The 20,093-nt window shown below is 41.8% G+C and carries 14 protein-coding genes; 3 read left to right on the forward strand and 11 right to left on the reverse strand.

The features are described from left to right. Positions 1–124 precede the first annotated feature (124 nt). Both DQW11_RS16525 and DQW11_RS16530 read left to right on the forward strand, forming a co-directional pair. Complete coding sequence (locus DQW11_RS16525; protein ID WP_113925302.1) at positions 125–553, forward strand: Hsp20/alpha crystallin family protein; 429 nt, start codon at positions 125–127, stop codon at positions 551–553. A 179-nt stretch (positions 554–732) separates the two neighbouring features. Beyond that, a complete protein-coding gene (locus tag DQW11_RS16530) occupies positions 733–2,226 on the forward strand; it encodes a trypsin-like peptidase domain-containing protein (protein ID WP_113925203.1) in 1,494 nt (497 codons plus the stop codon). 166 nt (positions 2,227–2,392) lie between these two features. Here DQW11_RS16530 and DQW11_RS16535 read toward each other — a convergent pair whose 3' ends face one another. The 9 genes from DQW11_RS16535 to DQW11_RS16575 all read right to left on the reverse strand — a co-directional run bounded on the left by DQW11_RS16535 (position 2,393) and on the right by DQW11_RS16575 (position 11,784). Beyond that, positions 2,393–3,097: a sulfite exporter TauE/SafE family protein gene (locus DQW11_RS16535; RefSeq protein WP_113925204.1), complete on the reverse strand. Its 705-nt coding sequence runs from the start codon at positions 3,095–3,097 to the stop codon at positions 2,393–2,395. After that, entirely contained in the window at positions 3,098–3,523 is a 426-nt protein-coding gene (locus DQW11_RS16540) for a FixH family protein (RefSeq protein ID WP_113925205.1), read from the reverse strand. A gap of 150 nt (positions 3,524–3,673) precedes the next feature. Then, positions 3,674–5,095, reverse strand: coding sequence for a cytochrome c oxidase accessory protein CcoG (gene ccoG / locus DQW11_RS16545; RefSeq protein ID WP_113925206.1), 1,422 nt, complete (start codon positions 5,093–5,095; stop codon positions 3,674–3,676). Between the two features lie 88 nt (positions 5,096–5,183). Continuing rightward, a complete protein-coding gene (locus DQW11_RS16550; RefSeq protein ID WP_113925207.1) occupies positions 5,184–6,131 on the reverse strand; it encodes a cbb3-type cytochrome c oxidase N-terminal domain-containing protein in 948 nt (315 codons plus the stop codon). Next, on the reverse strand, positions 6,118–6,309 hold the full coding sequence (locus tag DQW11_RS16555; RefSeq protein WP_113925208.1) for a cbb3-type cytochrome c oxidase subunit 3: 192 nt from the start codon (positions 6,307–6,309) through the stop codon (positions 6,118–6,120). Before DQW11_RS16555 ends, DQW11_RS16550 begins: the two co-directional genes overlap by 14 nt. A gap of 12 nt (positions 6,310–6,321) precedes the next feature. Further along, complete coding sequence (gene ccoN / locus DQW11_RS16560) at positions 6,322–8,454, reverse strand: cytochrome-c oxidase, cbb3-type subunit I (RefSeq protein WP_113925209.1); 2,133 nt, start codon at positions 8,452–8,454, stop codon at positions 6,322–6,324. Between the two features lie 2 nt (positions 8,455–8,456). Then, the gene (gene ccoS / locus DQW11_RS16565) at positions 8,457–8,645 is read right to left on the reverse strand and encodes a cbb3-type cytochrome oxidase assembly protein CcoS (RefSeq protein WP_113925210.1); all 189 of its coding nucleotides are present in this window, start codon (positions 8,643–8,645) and stop codon (positions 8,457–8,459) included. 2 nt (positions 8,646–8,647) lie between these two features. Further along, on the reverse strand, positions 8,648–11,086 hold the full coding sequence (locus tag DQW11_RS16570; protein ID WP_113925211.1) for a heavy metal translocating P-type ATPase: 2,439 nt from the start codon (positions 11,084–11,086) through the stop codon (positions 8,648–8,650). A gap of 62 nt (positions 11,087–11,148) precedes the next feature. Then, positions 11,149–11,784, reverse strand: coding sequence for a hypothetical protein (locus tag DQW11_RS16575; RefSeq protein ID WP_113925212.1), 636 nt, complete (start codon positions 11,782–11,784; stop codon positions 11,149–11,151). A 272-nt stretch (positions 11,785–12,056) separates the two neighbouring features. On the opposite strand from DQW11_RS16575, the gene DQW11_RS16580 reads away from it, so the two are divergent. Beyond that, a complete protein-coding gene (locus tag DQW11_RS16580) occupies positions 12,057–12,728 on the forward strand; it encodes a 3-keto-disaccharide hydrolase (RefSeq protein ID WP_113925213.1) in 672 nt (223 codons plus the stop codon). 9 nt (positions 12,729–12,737) lie between these two features. On the opposite strand, the gene DQW11_RS16585 is transcribed toward DQW11_RS16580, so the two are convergent. Beyond that, the gene (locus tag DQW11_RS16585) at positions 12,738–16,226 is read right to left on the reverse strand and encodes a hypothetical protein (protein ID WP_113925214.1); all 3,489 of its coding nucleotides are present in this window, start codon (positions 16,224–16,226) and stop codon (positions 12,738–12,740) included. 120 nt (positions 16,227–16,346) lie between these two features. Continuing rightward, positions 16,347–20,063 (reverse strand): ATP-binding protein, encoded by a 3,717-nt coding sequence (locus DQW11_RS16590; protein WP_113925215.1) that lies wholly within the window; start codon positions 20,061–20,063, stop codon positions 16,347–16,349. Positions 20,064–20,093 lie beyond the last annotated feature (30 nt).

The following is a 20,093-nucleotide window of genomic DNA, read 5'->3' on the forward strand; positions in this document are numbered from 1 at the left end:
TTTGACTGAATAATAAGGGGAAATAGAGAAATTAATGTCAAAATGGCTTGATTTATCAGTTGGTACAAAATTTAATAAATGTAACGGTGTAGATAAAATTGATTTAACCAAAAAATATCAAACCATGAAACTCGTAAAATACAACCAACTTGACCCGGCTTATCCGGCTACCTTCAGCACCCTTTTGGATAGATTCTTCAATGACTCTATCGGACAAAACCTCAAACAGTTTACTCCTGCGGTAGACATCTCTGAAGATGAAAGCAAATATGAGCTCCATGTTTCTGTCCCCGGAATGAAAAAAACAGATTTCAACCTTGATTTGACTGAGGGAAGACTTACTGTATCAGGAGAGAGGAAGATGGAAGAGAAGAAAGAAGGGAAAAATTACCACTCACTTGAGACTCACTACGGCTCTTTCAGCAGGTCATTCTATTTGCCGGATGATGTCAGTTCTGACAGCATAAAGGCTGTATATGAAGATGGGCTGCTCAAAATCAACTTGCCAAAAGCAGAGAAAAAAGTCCACAAAGCAAAAATTGAAGTAAAATAAGGCAAGTGGGGAAACCCACTTCCTTTTTTTTTGTTGTACAAATGTGGAATCGATCCACAAAATGAAATCTACTGTTAATCCTTGTTAAAAACTTAAGCCGATCCCATAAATAAGCTTGGCAATTGATAACAGGACTATGTAAATTTCGTGTACAAACCAGAACTTAAACCATTAAAAAAATGAATAAAAAGCAGTTTTTCCTGGGAATCTTCCTTGCTTCCCTCATAGGTGGAGTAATTGCTCTTGCAGGGGCAAGCTACCTCGCCAGGCAGAATTCAGCCTCTAACTTTACCGACAAACAAGATACAAGTTTGGTAAACATGCTGTCGGACGATAAATTCACAGTGCCTGACGGAATCAATTTCGTGGCTTCAGCAGCAGCTGTGACTCCGGCTGTTGTTCACGTAAAAAGCAGTGTCACCATCTCTCAAAGTGAAAGAGGTTCAGACCCGTTCGAGGAGTTTTTTGGCTTTCGCAATCCTGAAAGGGACATGCAGCCACGAGAAGGGATGAGCTCAGGTTCGGGCGTAATCATATCGGAAGATGGCTATATCGTGACCAACAACCACGTCATCGAAAATGCCACAAAGATCGATATCTCCTTGGAGGACAATACAAGATATACCGCCCGTGTCGTAGGAACAGACCCTACCACAGATTTGGCTTTGATTAAAATTGAAGCTAAAGGGTTGCGATTTGTGAAATTTGGTGATTCCGATAAAATGAAAGTAGGCGAATGGGTTTTGGCTGTAGGCAATCCTTTTGACCTGACTTCAACTGTAACAGCGGGCATCATCAGTGCCAAAGCAAGAAATATAGGTATTCTAAGGGATTTGGAAAACAACCTTCAGATCGAATCTTTCCTCCAGACAGATGCTGTAGTCAATCCCGGCAACTCAGGTGGCGCTTTGGTTAATCTTGCCGGTGAACTGATAGGGATCAATACTGCAATAGCTTCTAGAACAGGAACTTTTAACGGATATGCCTTTGCGGTTCCAAGTTCAATTGTCAAAAAAGTAATGGATGACCTCTTGGAATATGGGACAGTTCAGCGGGGATTGCTTGGGGTACAAATTCAGGACATTTCTAGATTAGACGAAAGTCTTTCAGGAGGACTGACCACTTCCAGAGGTGTTTATGTAGTAGATGTCAATAAAGGTGGTGGCGGCGAAGATGCCGGATTAAAATCAGGTGATGTTATTATCGGGATAGATGGTGTAGAGACCAACAATGTTGCAAAACTCCAAGAGATGGTCGCAAGAAAGCGTCCGGGAGATAAAGTGGAGATCAAATACCTGCGAAACGGAAAAGAAGCCAAAGCAACGGCCATGCTCAAAAATATCTCCGGCGACACCAATATCGTAAAAGTAATTCCTCCAAAAATCGTAAGCTTCAACGGAGTGACTTTTGAAGATATCAAGCCTGCTATGAAAGAAAGACTTGGAATAGAAGGCGGTTCCGGCATTACTTCTGTAGAAGATGACAATTGGAGGAAATCAGGTGCCAAGCCAGGCTTCATCATCACCTCGGTGATTGGTTCAGATGGCAGGTACAAAATCGATAATTCAGAACAATTGGTAGAAATACTTAAAGACAATATTGGCGAAGAGGTAGTGATATTGGGACTATATCCAAATGGTCAGGAGTACTATTTTGAAATTAAAGTAGAGTAAGGTTAAATGTTGATTTGATTGCCAAAGCCGGTCTGAAATTCAGGCCGGCTTTTATTTTGCCCAACAGAACAAAAATGCCATTCTAGGAAGTCTTAGGATTAATTTTTGAAACCAAAAAATTGAAGCGAAAGGCCTGGTAAAACAATAGACTATATAATACAAAAAATCAATGGCAAACCGTGATTTCGGTAGTCAGGTTTCCTTCACTGTATACAGGAAGCTTTGGACTGATGTAATTGATTCCCAAGCCCAATCCTCTTACGATGAATAATATCCCGATAAACATTGCGAAATAAGGAAGTGCATTGGTCAATTTGGTTCGGATAGAAAGCGAAAGGATTTTTCCTGAAATCATGACCATCACCAGCATTGGGGTTGTTCCCAATCCAAAGAAAAACATATACATCGCCCCTTCTAGTGGGCTTTGGAGTGCAAGAGAAGCGATCAAAGCAATATATACCATGCCGCAGGGAAGCAATCCATTCAGTAATCCTGATGCAAAAAATGCCGGAGTTCCGCCTTTTTTGAGAAAATATCCCAAGGAAGATTTCAATTTGTTTACCCCACCATATAAGCCGGATTGGGTGATTAGTCTCTCAGAACTTTTGTAAAAAAATGCCATCAATAAAATAAGCGCACCCATCGCGATGGAAATCCACTGCTGAATGCCCGCCAAAGCGAGGGAGAACCCGACCAATCCAATCAGCGCACCCAAAATGGAGTAGGTGACAGTTCGGCCAAGGTTATAGATGATTTTATTGCGGAGAAATCGGGAATTGTCCTTGGCAGATACCGCCAAAGCAATGGGTCCACACATGCCCAAGCAGTGAAAAGAACCCAAAAATCCCAATAAAAACGCTGTCCAAATCATTTAGATATTGATTTTTTCTTCATGAAAATAATCCACCCCATTTTCAGACCAAGTCAACTTCAACTTCCAATAGCCCGGCTTCAGACTCTTCAGGTCAAAAGCATTGGCATTCGGGTTGGTCACATCAAAATCAATCTTCTGATCCAATCTCGCATCGGATGGCCTGAAAAGATGCATCGTACCTTTGGAACCGACAGGAAGACGCAGATCCACTTTTTTGAGTTGGTTGTCATAAATCAAAACCTTGTAATCAAGAGAATTTGCATTGATCATCTTTTCTATCTGATCTTGGTATTTGATCTCTTCCTCATAATAATTTTGGGTCACAAGATGGATATCATCCTGCTTCACACAGATCGTCACCAATCCTACCATCAAGCTGATGAAGACAATCAATGTGATTACTATTCCTTTTCCCCAGTCCATATTTTTGATTATTTGATTAATTGGTTATTAAGTTTCAAAGTTGAAATGTTGGAAGGTTATTCGGTTATTTGGTTATTTGGTTAACTGAAACCTTTCACTGTAAACTGATCACTGAATACTGACTACTGTAAACTGACCACTGACCACTGATCACTGATTACTAAAAACCGGTCCAACAAAGCTCGTACTGATTCGATCAATGACTTCCCCGTTTTGCATCAACAGTAAGGTAACATCTTCCTGATTGACCTCCATGTCTTTTTGATCTTTTACCAAAAAGAACCTTCCGTCAAATTTTGCCTGACCATCCAAGGTCCAATTTTGGTCCCCGACCACTTCTACCGAGTATTTATCGTTTTCTGCCACCAGGGCTACCTGTTGGGCATCAAATGTCTTATTGATAAAACTTACTTCGTAAAGGTTACTGATCTGACCGGTATCCCTAGCCTGATAAGTCATTCCCCTAAACCTCGTAACCGTAGCAGCCAAATCTTCCCTCGTGGCTATCAATGCGATAAATGCCCCCATCAAAATCACCAACATTGCTGAATAGACTTTCACCCTTGTTGTAATCAGTTTTTGGGTGCGGTGCATCACACTGTTGTCGGAAGCATACCTGATCAAACCTTCCGGCCTGTCAACTTTCACCATCACTTCATCACATACATCAATACAGGCTGTACAGTTGACGCACTCCATCTGCACGCCGTTGCGTATGTCAATCCCTGTGGGACAAACCTGAACACAAAGTCCACAGTCGATACAATCACCTTTTGGTTCCTCTTCAATCTTGTTTTTGCGGATCGGTCCCCGAGGCTCACCCCTGACATGGTCATAGGTGACATTGATGGAATTTGCATCAAGCAAAACCCCCTGCAGCCTACCATATGGGCAAACCACGATACATGCCTGCTCCCGAAACCATGAAAACACAAAAAGGAAAATCCCGGTAAACGCCATCAGACCTATAAACCCGGACATGTGTGCAGATGGTGGCTGACTGATGATTTCCATCACTTGGTCGACACCTATCAGGTAGGCCATCACCAAATGTGAAATCAAAAGTGAGATCACCACAAAGATGGTCATCTTCAAACCTTTCTTCCAGATTTTCTCACTGTTCCAAGGCATGTCATTGAGCTTCCTCTGTTGGTTGGCATCGCCTTCAATGGCGTACTCTATTTTTCGAAAAACCATTTCCAAAAACAAAGTCTGGGGACAAGCCCAACCACAAAATATCCTGCCAAATACTGCTGTGAAAAGAATGATAAAAACAAAGAATATCAACAACAGAAAAATCAGCAAATGGGTGTCCTGAGGCCAAAATGCAGCCCCAAAAATGATGAACTTTCTCTCGAAGATGTTAAAGAGCATGTAAGGTCTTCCACCGACTTGTATAAATGGACCCGCAAACAAAATGGCAAGAAGCACCCATGAAAGGTAAGTCCTCCACTTATAAAATTTGCCGGATACCTTTTTCGGATAGATCCAGTTCCGTTTTCCCTCCGAACTTACCGAAGCCAGTGAATCACGAAAATGTTCCGGATCTAAATTTGGATTAATCTTACTCATAGACTTCGAATTGAAAATTTAAATTACCCTAACTGTGGTTTGGTAATTTTAACCCCTGAGCAGAAATTCTACTCAGGGGAATTATTTTTTAATTGGTTGCAGCAACCGCCTCGACCACAACAGGCGCTGCTACAGAATCTGTTTTGGCAGGTTCCGGAGCTCCCGCAGGGACATACTTTTCTCCTTCTGCCGCCTTAGGGTTGGCAGGCGTGGTTCCTTGAAGTGTCTTGATGAAGCTGGCGACTTGTTGCATTTGTTCTGGACTTAACTGGTCTTGCCACGGAATCATTCCTTTTTCCGGCACACCGTATTTGATCACCTTGAAGATGTCATTGATCGATCCGCCGTGTTTCCAATATTCATCCGTAAGGTTAGATCCTACACCACCTCCACCGTCTTGTGCATGACATGCCACGCAGTTGGTGCTATATATACTCTGTCCTGCCGCAATGGCAGCGGGAGTCTCATCAAATACCACTGAAGTTTCATCAATGCTGCTGACCGCAAGGGCTTTGTACTCTTCTATCTGTATGGCTGCAATTCTCTGTTCTTCTGCATATTCTTCAAGTTGGGTTTTGCCCAAGCCCAAAACAGTAAAGTAGGTGAAATAAATCACAGCAAAGCCTATGGTAAGATAGAACACGTTGACTAACCATGGTGGCATGTGGTTGTCAAGTTCCACAATACCGTCAAAACTGTGTTCCTTCATGAGTGCTTTCTCTTCTTTACTTCCCACAGGCTTCATTTTTCCTGTGACGTATTTGATTTTAAACTCATCCCACCAAGAAGGCTGATTTGCCATTTCGGGATTCTCTTTTCTGAATACCGCACTCATAAACGTCATCAGATAAATCATTAAAACCAGCAACAAAACAATGACCCCTAGTACAACTCCCAGGATCACCAGGAGCGTCAGTTGGGTACTGTCCATATTTTGAAGATTGGCAAACCATGTAGATTCGCTTGTCTGTGCGAATGTAGGAAGTGCTGAAAACATCCCTACCAATAGTAGAAATAAGGATTTAAACTTTTTCATAGCCTTCGATATTTTGTGGTTCGTCATTGAAAGGCATTTCCTTCATGTGGTTGATGTATTTTTTGTCCACACTGATCACCCAGATAAACATTCCTATAAAGAAAATCACGAAGATCAACAAGGAGATGATGGGATAGATTTCTATGTTCTCGATGGAACTTAATATGTCCTTTTTCATAGTTCCTGATATTTATGGGTTAGAGGCTGTAGTTTTTTTGATATCTGTTCCCAATCTCTGCAGATAAGCGATCAATGCGACCATTTCAGATTCAGGCATTACTTCGACGCCCGCAGTCTTAAGGTTGGCGGCTATCTTGTTGGCCTGCAAAGTCAGGTCTGCGTTTGCCTGTGCATCATAACCTTCTGGATAGGGCACTCCCAATTTTTGAAGGGTTCGGATTTTTGCGGGCACATCAGCATGGTCCATGATATTGGTAGCCAACCATGGATAAGGCGGCATCAATGATCCCGGTGACATGGATGTAGGATCTACCATGTGGTGATAATGCCAGCTATCAGGATATTTCCCTCCTTCTCTATGTAAGTCCGGACCAGTTCGCTTGGAACCCCAAAGGAATGGTCTGTCATAAACAAACTCTCCTGCTTTGGAATATTCTCCATACCGCTCTGTCTCAGAACGGAATGGCCTGATCATCTGTGAGTGACAACCCACACAACCATGAGATATATACAAATCCCTTCCCTGAAGTTCAAGCGGGGTATAAGGAGTTACACTTGAAATCGTCGGCACATTTGATTTTACCAAGATTGTAGGAATGATCTCTATGGCTCCTCCTATCAAGATGGCAATGGTAGCCAAAACAGTAAAGAAAACAGGCTTTCTCTCCCATGCCCTGTGCCAGTATTCTCCCGGTTCAGCAACATATGGTTTCAAAGCTGGTGCTTCATCAGCCTCTTCAGCCATGAATTTACCCTGCTGTGCTGTTTTCACCATATTGTATACCAACAAGAATGCTCCCGCCAAATACAATAGGCCTCCAAAAGCCCTCAATATATACATAGGTTTGATTTGGATGACTGTTTCCAAGAAATTTGGATAAGCCAATCTACCGGCTTCGGTAAATTCTTTCCACATCAATGACTGGGTCAAAGCCGCGACATACATAGGCAGCGCATAGAAAATAATCCCTATTGTACCCATCCAGAAGTGGGTCGTGGCAAGTTTGGTAGAATAAAGGTTTGTCTTCCACATTTTTGGCCATAACCAATACAGCATGGCAAAAGTAAAGAAGCCGTTCCATCCCAAACCTCCGATGTGCACATGTGCCACTATCCAGTCAGTATAGTGGGCAATGGCATTTACGTTTTTCAATGAAAGCAAAGGTCCTTCAAAAGTGGACATACCGTAAGCTGTAACGGCTACAACCATGAATTTCAAAACAGGATCAACCCTTACCTTATCCCAAGCTCCTCTCAAAGTCAAAAGGCCATTGACCATACCTCCCCAAGAAGGCGCAATCAACATCACTGAGAAAACAGTACCCAATACCTGTGCCCATTCCGGCAAAGCGGTGTATAGAAGATGGTGAGGACCTGCCCAGATATACAAGAAAATCAATGACCAAAAGTGGATAATGGAAAGCTTGTAAGAATAAACAGGTCTATTGGCCGCTTTTGGCAAATAGTAATACATCAATCCCAAGAATGGCGTAGTAAGGAAGAATGCAACTGCATTGTGTCCATACCACCACTGAACCAAAGCATCCTGAACACCCGCATATGCTGAGTAACTTTTCAAAAAAGATACCGGCAATGCAAGGGAATTGAAGATGTGGAGAACTGCGACAGTAACGAATGAAGCCAAATAGAACCAAATGGCGACGTACATGTGCTTTTCTCTTCTTTTGATCAGGGCACCGATCATATTGGCACCAAAAGCAACCCATACTATGGCTATCAAAATGTCAATCGGCCATTCTAATTCTGCATATTCCTTGGAGGTGGTCAAACCTAAAGGAAGGGTGATGGCAGCCAATAGAATGATCAATTGCCAACCCCAAAAGTGGAACCAGCTGAGGGCTTTGTTCCACATGGGCGTTTTCAATAGTCTAGGCATGGAGTAATAAATCCCTGCGAAAATCGCGTTCCCCACAAAGGCGAAAATCACCGCATTGGTATGTAGCGGTCTGATTCTTCCGAATGTGGTGTAGGGATTTCCCAAATTGGCCTCGGGCAAAAACAGCTGGGTGGCTGCAATGACCCCGACCAGCATTCCGACAAGGCCCCAAGCTATGGTGGCGACGCCGAAGTACTTTACGATCTTATTGTCGTAACTGAACTGTTCAAGTGTTGTTCCTGGCATACTTACTTAGATTTTGTTGATGGTGATGGTTCTTTTTTATCTTTGGTTTTTGGTTCATTTTCAAACAGGATCCGGATAGCCGGGGTATGGTTGTCATCAAACTGTCCTCCTTTCATCGCCCTGAAAAACAGGAAAAGAAAAGATCCGGCGAGAATGAGACTGATTGCGATCAATACAAATATTACTTCCATGATTACCAGATTTTGTCTTTTAAGCCCCTTCTGTAGGCGAGATAGTTGGTGGTCAGCGTGGTAAACACCACTACCGAAATACTACTGATCGGCATCAGGATGGCGCAGAATACAGGACTCACCAGTCCCTGTACTGCAAAGTACACCCCGACTAAATTGTAAGTAAAGCTCAATCCAAAACTGGCTTTGATAATTTTTCTACTGGTTTTTGTAAAATCCAAAAAGGCAGGAAGCTTTTGGATCATTGCTGCATCCATGATGGCATCTGAAGCGGGTGAAAAATTGGTGATTTTGTCCGTCAGCGCTATACCGACCTGACTTTCCCTCAAAGCGCCCGCATCATTGAGTCCATCCCCAATCATGAGGGTATGGGCACCGTTTTGGTTCAGGTTTTTGATGTAAGCAAGTTTGTCGCTTGGCCCCTGATTGAAGTTCATCAAAATATGATTTCCAAAAACTTTGGTCAGATTCACACGCTCATGGTCCTGATCTCCAGAAAGAAAGTGAACAGGCAACTTCACTTTGATTTCCGAAACCACATTTTCTATCCCTTTGCGAAGTCCGCTTTGGATGAAAAAATAGCCCAATAAAGTGTCCTCAACCGCAAAAAAAACAAGGTTCCCGCCCTCAGGCAAACCTTCTGTCTTTGCTCCCACAAAGTCTGCTGAGCCCAACCTTATTTCTTGTGATTTGTAAATTGTCCTGAGACCTTTTCCTGAAATTTCCTCCACTTCCTCAAGTTTGATGGCTTTGACACCATCAAGCCATGAATTGACCCTGTTGCTGAGTGCATGGGTGGATTGGCTAACCAGGGATTTGATGATGGATTTGGATTCAGCCGAAAGCGGCTCTCCAAAATATCTGACAGAAGCCTCAGTAGTGGATGTCAAAGTTCCGGTCTTGTCAAATACAACAGTATCGATTTTGGCAAGCTTCTCGATAACATGGGAGTTTTTAAGGAAGAATTTGCCCTGTCCAAATACCCGCAGCGTATTGCCAAGAGTAAAAGGTGTAGACATAGCCAATGCACAGGGACAGGTAATGATCAATATCGAAGTGAATGCCAACACGCCCATGGAAAGCTGACCTGAAAATCCCCAATACAACAAGGCGCCCAGTGCTATTGCCAGGACTGTGAAAGTAAACTTACCCGAAATCCTGTTTGCCAAAGATTCAAGGCTGTTGACCTTTTCTTTTTCGAAAGAATCATTGTTCCACAAATCTGTCAAATAGCCCTGAGATGGCGATTTTTGTACGGTCAAGGTCAATGCTTTTCCCTTTTGTCGTCCACCTGCATAGATCAACTCTCCTTTTCTTTTGGCAACAGGAACTTCCTCTCCAGTCACAAAACTGTAATCTATAAATGCTTCTCCTTCTAATAATATGCTGTCAGCGGGAATCAATTCCTCATTTCTGACTTTGATGATATCGCCAACGTTTAGCTTGATCAAAGGAATAACCTCTTCCTCATCCCGGACCAATTTGGTGACGGCAACAGGAAAATAGGATTTGTAATCCCTGTCAAATGAAAGCGTATCGTAAGTTTTCTGTTGGTAAAATTTGCCGATCAAAAGGAAAAAAAGCAAGCCGCCCAAAGTGTCCATGTAGCCTTCGTTTCCCAAAATGAAAATATCGAAAAGGCTGTAGGTAAATAGAGTGACTATCCCAATAGCAATCGGCACATCCATATTTACTGCCTTATTGCGGATGGAAAGCCAGGCCGAGCGGTAGTAATCCGTAGCGGCATAAAAAAACACCGGCAAGGAAAGCATGACATTCAGGTAATTGAAGGTTTTTTTGAACCCTTCGCCAAGAAGTTCGGCTTCTGCAAAATACTCCGGCAAGCTGAAGAGCATCATATTGCCAAAGCAAAATCCGGCCACAGCAAGTTTGTAAATCAGTTTTTTATCGGTGACTTCAACAGTCTTTTTGTCGGCATCTGCCAAGTTGATGGTGGGCTCATACCCAATGCGGGAAAGCAGCCTGACCACTTCTTTGAGGCTTATTTTATCGTGGAGGTACTTGACCTGGACTTTCTTTTTGATGAATTCGACCCTTCCGGAAATTATGGCTGGGTGAAGTTTATGGAGGTTTTCAAGAAGCCAGATACAGGAAGCGCAATGGATCAGTGGAATGGAAAATGTTATATGGGTTTCATCGCTGTTTTGGAAATCAACCAACTTCCTGACAATATCCTTGTCGTCAAGGTAATCAAACCTGTTGTCCCTCCCGGAAACTGACTTTTGGCTCAGCCCTGGCTTGTCGGCTATTTCGTAATAAGTACAAAGGTCACTTTCACTCAGGACTTCGTAAACGAGTTTACATCCGGTACAGCAAAAATCTTTTTCTCCGATATGAAGAATTTCATCTTTGCATTCCTCCCCGCAGTGGTAGCAAGTGGAAGTTTCCCGTCTGATGGATGTATTGACCTGATTTGACATTTGGTACAATTTAGCTAGATAAAACCCTTAAAAACATGACAAAAATCATCTAATTCAATGATTTAAAAGGCCAGATAAAAGGACAAGCGATCGTACCACATACCGCCTTTATAAAAATGAAAAAGGACTTTGGCTAAATCTGACTGATAATTTTTTGTAGTCACCAATAGGGTGCAATGGTGTTTGACAGCATAGGACCAAAAGTCACCGATCCTGTTGAAATTAAATTTGATAAAAGAAGTTTCAGCAGTCGAACCTGTCACGAGTTGCACGATTTCTTGTTCTTCCCTCATTTTTGACTTGGGAATAAAGCTGGGCGAAATGATGGTTGCTTTGCTGTTTTTGATATTATCCTGAAAAAGTTCTATGAAGTTTTTGATTAATCTTGCAGATGCAGGAGTCCCATCATAATGAAAAAGCAGGTTTTCAGTGGACATTTCTTTGTCATAAAGAAGAACAGGGATTCCGCAGGGTTCATTCTCTAATGCTTTTGGTTTTTCAAGTCCGTGAAGCCAATCGAGTACTTCAGGCAGGTGGGCGGTATAAAGTGTCGGACCCTCTTCAGGATTGCACATTATAGTCTTTCCTCCTTTTGTAAGGTTTCTTGGGAATCCGGAAGGCAACCGGTCACAGTAATGTGACTTAATCATTGCTTCAGGAACCGCAAAATTTACCGGGTTGTCAACTTTCGAAACCATAATGTTTGAATCATTAGGCACAAATCTAAATTATTGCAGAATTTTGCGGGGTGACATAAAGTAGCTACAAACATGATTAATGTCATGTTTTCTGGTAAATAGTGATTTTTAGAATTGTTTCATTTAGTATAGAAATTGAAGTGAAAAGTCAGCAACACTTTTTTATTTGATTGAAATACAATTACTTCATGTTCCGGTCAGACTTAATTTTTGACCAAAAAAGAGTAATCTTGGATTGATTTCTCCAACATTAATATCTCAAAATTAAAGCCATGAAACATCTCCTGATAATCCCATTTCTGTTCCTCACCTTCAGTCTTTATTCTCAGTCAATTCCATTGTTTGATGGAAAATCTCTGGATGGATGGCATATGGATGTCCCTGACTTGGAAAAAGACAGCAGCATCAGAAAACCCTTCTTGGTCAGAGAAGGCCTGCTCGTGAGCCTGGGGACGCCCAATGGGCATTTGCTTACCGACCGGGAATATGAAAATTACAGGTTGGAAGTTGAATACAGATTTGCAGGCGAGCCCGGTAACTGTGGGGTTTTGGTACATGCCTCGGGATCAAGAAATCTCTACAAGATGTTTCCCAAATCAATCGAGGTGCAGATGATGCATGAAAATGCAGGGGATTTTTGGTGTATTGTGGAAGATATCAAAGTTCCGGATATGGAAGCACGGCGTGGTCCAAAGGAAAACTGGGGAATCACCGAAGGCAAAGGAAGGCGGATTCTCAACCTGACTGATAATTCCGAAAAACCTTTGGGAGAATGGAATCATATGGTCATAGAATGCCGAGCCGACACCATTACAGTTTGGCTCAATGGTGACCTGGTCAACAAAGGCTATGAAGCTACCGCTACCAAAGGAAAAATAGCGCTACAAGCTGAAGGGGCTGAAGTGGAATTTAGAAAGGTATTATTGACTCCTTTGAAAAAATAACTCTTGTAATCAAAACAAAGCAGTAACCTGCATCCTACCGATGTGAACCAACCGGTCCAATCCCTGAGAATTCCTGCCTTCATAGACCACGTTCATCTGAAGCCCTTCTCCGATTTTTTGTAGCCAGTTGAATGTCCAAGTCAGGTTGTTGCCGGGGGTCAGGGCCTGAAGCATTTCATATCCTGCGGGTGAATTTGGCTGCCCGTTGTATTCGATAAAGGTGTACTTGAAATTGGCATTAATCGTGGTTTTGATTGCCTTTGCAAACCGGAAATCAAGGCCCATTTGATGGATGTTTGATCGCTCGTTGATCTCTTGGTTGGCAAGGTTATGCTTATCCATATATTGATAGATCAAAGTGGACCGGAAAAGGCTGCTAGGCTGCCATGCAAGTTCGGGACCGATTCCATATTGGTCAATGAAATAGTTTCTGTTGCTGAGAAAATCCGAACTGGCAATCCTTTTCCCGGTTTGTGCCAATATCCTGAGGTTCAGAACCGGACTGAAATTATAGCGTGTATTCAGTCTCCAGTCCTTTTGGATAATATCATCAAATCCCCCTGAAAGCAATTGTTTGTTTTGGTTGTCAAAAAGGGACAAATCAAACCCATACTTGGCCGAGGATCGGTTGAAGAAAAAAGAGGAACGGATGACCTGCCTGACAGAAATCAAATCCTCCGGCGCAAAACCTCCTACAAAAGGGTTGACCCGATCCCAAAATTCATTGGAAGTGATTTTCTTTTCTATGCTTAAGCTTGTGGTATTTGAAAATTTTTGCAGGAATTGGAGCAATCCGCCTGAAGTCCTCCAAGTATCCGGAAACTTAGCATTGAGGCGGTAGTTGAAAATCGTCGTATAAGCCTGCACAAACTCGGTTGTCGGTACAAAGACTTTGATGAAACTCTTTTCCTCAGGATTGACTGCTATGTAGAATTCATTTAACTGTTGGATTCCGTCATTGTTGTCATCCCTCCATGCATGGGTGCCCTCCCCTGTCGGTACAGGAAGAAATACAAATTCCCGTCTAAACTCCCGTCCATTTCCGATAGCATAACTCAGTTCGTTCCTCACATTTCCTTTTGCCAATGTTCCCATGTAATCGAGTTTACTAAGGACCGTAGTCTCTTTTTCCTGATCTAACCTGAGGAATTCCAATTCCCGATAAGTAAAAGTTGCTGTAAGGTCATGGACACCAAATCTTCTTTTCAACCCAAACATCGTCTGAAAAGCTTCCGTGTCAGGTGTAATGATTCCGTCGACAGGGAATTTGTCTTCCCGGATAGAGGCATTGAGAAAAAAGGAGAAAGGTAGGGTATCGTTGGATTTCAGGTAAACAAGATGTTCTAAAAAATTCATCGCCGTACTCACCACTGAGTCTTTTTCGATGTCAAGGACTGCATTCCTGTCCACCATAATCCTATACCCGGGAACCAAAACTTTGGAGCGGTATTGGACATCACCGGTATATCGAAGCCATTCGGAATTGAGATCCCTGACATTGGAATTCAACAGGAAAAAATTGTTTTTGACAAAAAAGCGCTTTCCTAACTGTTGGTCCCATCTGGCAAGGTGCTGTGTTCCGTTCAGGATCTGACCTCGGTTTCTAAAGTTGAACCGATAGCTGAAGGCATTATTGATATCCTTATTCATCTCAATTTGGGTGTTGAAAATCCGCTCATGCCCTGCCTCAAGTACATCTTCAGGTTTCAAACTCCAATCCCTGTCAAATTCTATATACCTCAACCGGTCAATGAAACTGAAATTGGCTGAGTTATATTCGTATTCTGCCAATGCCCGGAACCTATATCCTTTAAAACCTTCCAAAATCCTGTTTTCTGAGGCTATTCCGGATTTGACACCGAAACCTCTGTTGGTCTCATTGTCGATGTCTGAAAAGAGATTTTGATCTGAATTTGAGAAGGCTACCTCCGTATAGACTTGCTCGTAAGCATTCAGTTTCACCTTTGTTCCGGTGGTGAACATCTGCTTTTTATTGGGTGCGGGAAGCTGCGAAAATATAGAAAAATTCCCTTGTGATATTCCGCCAACTTTTGGGACAAAAGCAAAAACAGGTCCATTGGACAATTGGCTTTGCCTGATATAGTCTCCATCACCTTGATTGACTTCTGTAAATGACACAGCATAAAATGCAAGTTCAGGATCATTGGAGTATTCAAAATATTCTATTGGATTGCCTTGGTCATCTATGTCAAGTACTTTTTTGTACAAAATCCTATTGGGATCAAAGGCCACACTGTCCACCATTGGAACTGAAGCTGACTCGAGGTCATTGCCTACAGAAGCCAGCAGTACCTTTTCTTCATCTGACAATTCGAAAAAAAGCGGCCTGTTACGATTGTCTTGCTCCCTGTATAGATTCATGTAAAATGAAACCCGGTCCGATTCCTGGATATGGTTTGCCGTCAAGATGGATCGGGAATAATTGCGCTCAGCGTATTCGAAGTCTATCCTGATTCTTGTGTATTGGGTGATCAGTACTTTTGGTGTAAAAGTGATTTCGCCCTGATTGTAATCGATGACATAATCATAATTGAATCCCCTTTGGAGCTGCACTCCATCCAAAAAAACCCTTTCTGAATTGGCCATGATGATGACAAATTTTTCATTCTGAGGACCGGGAATACGGTAAGGCCCGAGAGTTCCTTCTGAAACTTCCAAAAGGATGGATGCAAATTTCCCTTTGGCAACCGAAGCTGCTGCTTGGGTTGACGCAACCCACTTGTCCCCTAACCTGTAATTGGTCGTGAATTGGGCTCCCTGCACGTTCTTATAATACCTCAAAAACTCAGATTTCCGCTGCTGCAATACCACGTCGCCCGCCGACAAGCTGAACTTGTCATTGTACAGCTCGACAAGGATATTGTCAAAATCCTGAACCTGTTGGGTATTTCCTTCAGGTTGAAAAGGTACATTTTGATCGGTAATACTTGCCCTGATATTCAGGTTTTCCGTCAGCTGTCCGGTCATCTGAAGATTCAATGAAGAATTGACAAAGAGGTTTTGTGTATTGCCAAAAGAAATCCCACGGGTAAGGTTTCCGGATTTGTTGAGGTTGGTACTTGGGAATAATTCCTCCCGAAAATCAAAAGTTGGTGCTGCCTGGACTCGGTTGTTTCGGAACATGGCAGTCGAATCATAGTCAGCGAGGAGGGTTCTTTTGGCTGAGGTCTGGTTCAAAGCGTAAGGAAATGTCCTGTAACAAACCAAAAGAGAATCGGCTTTATCTTCAGGTTGGAACTGGATTTTCAGGTTTCCGGTATTGAGGTCATATGTGAATGGATAAAGTTTGTCCGCATTGTCCTTAACAGTGATACTCTCTTCCAAAACGCTTAAAGAATCAAGCAAAAAAGGCTTAGTCGCTTGTTCAGCAGGTATCCATTTGCAGACAGATTTTTGGGCAAAAACGTTGGTACAAAATCCTAAATTCAAAATTAGAATTAAGACAAAATACCCTACCCGAATCTTACTGTTATGCATATATCCTTGCTAAGGTAATATTTTCAACAAAAACATGGATAACTCTCAGATTAAAAGCATTTTCTAAGATTCAAAAACAAAAAATCCAACTAAAAGCGGAAATGAAACAATGGAATGTACTTATACTACGGGTATTTCTTCTACCAAATCAAAGGAGAGAAAAAAGGAAGTTCCTTTACCTTCTTCAGTTTCAAACCAGATTTTCCCACCTTCTGTTTCCACCCCCCTTTTGGCAATCGCAAGGCCCAACCCTGACCCTTCGGATTTGGTACTAAAGTTTGGCATAAAAATTTTGTCCCGCAATTCTTTAGGAATTCCTTTGCCGTTATCCTTTATTTCCAAAACCACTTGGTGTTCAATTACCCTGAGAAAAACGAGGATGATGGATTTCCTTTGGGGTTCAGTGGCCTGAAATCCGTTGATGATCAAATTGGCAATAATCCTTCCAAAAAGCTGCTTATCGCCGAGCACCGTAAGGTGACCTTCATCGGTTAAGTCTCCAAATATAATTTTTTCTTTTTCCCTGTTTTTAAACAACTCCAAAGTACCCAAGACCACTTTTTTGAAATCCATAAGTTCCTTCTTTGGCTTCGGCATTTTGGCAAAACTCGAAAAAGAAGTCGCAATATCACTCAGGGTATCTACCTGATGGATCAAGGTCTCCAATGGTTGTTTGAGTTTTTTGGGATCGTCGAGCTTTCCTTCAGACTGCAACCTCAGCAGGTGCTGTAAGGTAAGTTTCATTGGAGTAAGCGGGTTTTTGATTTCGTGGGCCACCTGTTTGGCCATTTCTCTCCAGGCGGATTCCTTCTCAGAATTGGCAAGATCTTTCTTACTTGCCTCCAATTTGAAGAGCATGTTATTGTATTCGTTTACAAGTAAGCCGATCTCGTCATTGGTCGGCCAATACATGGGCTCATTATTTTCCAGGCCTGTCACCTTCAGCTTTTGGGTGAGGAGTTTGAAAGGAAAAGTAAGGTTTTTGGAAACAAAATAGGAAATGAAAAGAAACATCACGAACACCAAAACGAAGATGTTGATGATATTGCTCAATACATCCGCGATCAATAAATCCAACTCGGTCTCGGACTCAAAAAATGGAACCGCCACTATGGCTTGGACTTCTTGCCCGTCTTTGGATCTGATGGCAGAATACACGGATTTGAAAGTAAGGTTACCAATCTTTTCTTCCAACAAGACAAGGTTATTCTGCCCTTCCACCAATTCTACAATGGCATTGGGATTGATATAATTGGTCAGTACTTTTTTGTCAAAAATATTTGGTTGAGAGGTACTCACCAAGATCCCTTCCTTGCTGTAAAGGTTGATGTCGGTATTGGCATTTCCCGAAAGGTTATTCATCGTCTCCAGAAGTTCATCCTTTTCCAGAATCCCGCTATTTCTTTTTTCAATTATCGGAGAAAGGTTGTCGGTTACCAAAGAGGTTTTTTGCAGGTATTGTCTGTGAAGCTCTTCCTGGTAGGAACTAGTGAACAATCCGATGATGATAAGGCTGATAATGAGAATGGGAAAGAAAAAAGCAAAATTAAGGTAAAGCTGAAGTTTGGTGGCATAATTGAATCTAAATGACCCAATCCTTTTTGAAAAGGCCCCAAGGACCAAAGCCAAAAGTGTAAACATGATGAAGCCCAAAAAAAACAAAGAAATATCCGCGAGAATATAGTAAATCGGATAGACAGGGGAAGAAACCACGATCACCTTGTCCTGTTCTTTGACTCCTACGTGGTGAAATTTTCCTTTATAAATCCCAGAGGTAAATAAAATATTCTGATTTAGAAGCTCTTCAATACCGGCAGCCCGATAATTGAAAAGACCAACGCCATATTTCAACTTCCCTTCCTCATAAACAGCATAGTCAAACTTTTTGTCGTTCATACCTGCCATAAATTTCTCATCAATAAGCAACTTAGGAAACACTGAACCGGGTACTATCCTCAGTTGCCGAAGTTCTAAAAAAACGGTTCCTATCAAAGCATCCTCTTTGTACATCGGGATAAAAGCAAAGTATTGGTTTCCGTCACCTTCAGTTCCTTTATGGATAAAATAAAGATCCCTGACAGAAGTTGAATAGTCACTTTTCACAAATTCCATTTCAATTTCAGAAAGGGTTTGCGAATTATATCTGTCCAAAATATTCTCTCCGAAATAATTGAAAACTTTTACTTTGAGGACATATTGGTCAAAGTAATTGTTCATGTGGATTTTTCTGATCTTTTGTTCGATCGGTTCCTTCCTCATCAAAGGATCAATCATGGAATTTTTGATGAAAAAATCATTACTGATTCTCTCCATGATGTCAGATAGAAAAAACTCTGCAAGGATGTCATTTTCCACCTGCATTTCGGTCCCAAAACTCGCTTTTGATTTAAAATTCCGGTCCAGGTACACCTGGTGAGAAGCAACACCGGTAATGATAGCTGCAATCAAACATCCAAAGAAAAAGGTCAGGAATGTATTCAATCCAATGGTGAAAATGTATTTGTATAAATTGAAGTTGATAACCGCTATCAAAAAGAGAAAGTGAGCCAAAAAAGCCACCATCCATATCCAGTTAACATAAGCTAAAACAGCCACGATAGGAATGGAAAAATAAATGATTAGGGAAATCGCCTTTGAATTGCTCAAAGAGCTTCTGTAAAATACCAACTCCAGAGCCAATACAGTAAACAAAAAATATACAGCGCCGCCAAGAAACACAATCGACAAACTGACGATCTTGAACCAATCCAAAGAAGGAAGACTCAAAATATTGAGGTCCCATTGGGAATTGCTCAAAATATCAATGTACAGCGCATAAAAAAGCACCAAAAAAACAGTTGAAAACAAATACGCTACTATGAGGAAAACCTTGGTGTTTTGTTTTATTCTCCTTTTGCTAAGCCAATTTTTGAATTCCTTACTTGCAATTATCCTGAGAACCATTCCCAACAGAACTGCCATACAGATGATATTGAGGAAAAGATCCCCCAGACTTGGGTTGAACCAGGAAGATGCATACCCAGACGGGTCAAAAAGTCTGTAATCGAAATAATCCTTTGGAAATCTGAATACCAACATTAATGCCCTGATAGTAATCAAAACCGCGGAAGCAGAAATGAGGGCTTTCACAAGTTTCCCTTTTGTCCACAAACCCAAAATAAGGTTTCTTGTCATCAACAAGACCAAAAAGAAAAGAGAGAAAAAGAAAATCATCAGCGCCAAACGGCTGGAAGGTTCTATCGGTATCTGTTCAGGGTCGAAATAGACGGAAAACAAAAACTCTCCTTTGGCCCCTTTGACTTCCAAAAGACCTTCTTCCTGTTCGGATGATATACTTTGTGGGTCATTAGAGAAAATTTTGGAATTGAAACCGGATTCGAGGTATTGGTTTTGAAAGTCTCTTTTGAAATAAAGCGGATACAGCTGTATCATCCAATAGCCTTGATTATTGCGGGAGAATCTCCGGACTTTAGAGTAAAAAATCCCTCTCTTATCTTCAAGGATTCTTTGATTGGTTTTTGAATTGATCCAATCAAAATCGGGCATAAAGGAAAAATCAGACCAATACACCAGCTTTCCTGATTCGCTGAAAAGGTAATAGGAATGAAAAGAATCTATCGTAAGGTTTGTGAATGAAAACTCCTCATCCGGTCTGTTTTTCAATAAGAGTTGGAGAAAATCTTCATCAAACTCCCTTTCAATTCTTTGGATTTGCTTGGAAACGGGCTTAACCAATCTCTCCTCATCATCTTTATCTACCAAAAAAAAATTCGCTACCAATAAGACCCCCAAACTTAGCAGGGCAATAAAAAATAAGAACCTACGAGTATTTCGCATAACCATAAGTTAAGCAAACAGCAAAATCTG

This window comes from Cognataquiflexum aquatile (assembly GCF_003316845.1).
Taxonomy (GTDB): Bacteria; Bacteroidota; Bacteroidia; order Cytophagales; family Cyclobacteriaceae; genus Cognataquiflexum; species Cognataquiflexum aquatile.